Raw genomic sequence first — 223 nt, forward strand, 5'->3', positions numbered from 1 at the left:
CTTTGTGATTCATGACTGGGGTGAAGTCGTAACAAGGTAACCGTAGGGGAACCTGCGGTTGGATCACCTCCTTACCTAACGATATTCGATTGTGCAGTGTCCACACAGATTGTCTGATGAAAAGTAACGAGCAGAAATACCTTAATAGGCTTGTAGCTCAGGTGGTTAGAGCGCACCCCTGATAAGGGTGAGGTCGGTGGTTCAAGTCCACTCAGGCCTACCA

General features: G+C 48.9%; 1 tRNA gene and 1 rRNA gene. Both read left to right on the forward strand.

Annotated features, from left to right (window positions below):
• A 16S ribosomal RNA gene (locus tag AC2AXP_RS22850) occupies window positions 1-74 on the forward strand; the annotation flags it as partial.
• Window positions 75-146: 72 nt separating this feature from the next.
• A tRNA-Ile gene (locus tag AC2AXP_RS22855) sits at window positions 147-223 on the forward strand.

This window comes from Serratia sp. Sp408 (assembly GCF_057180665.1).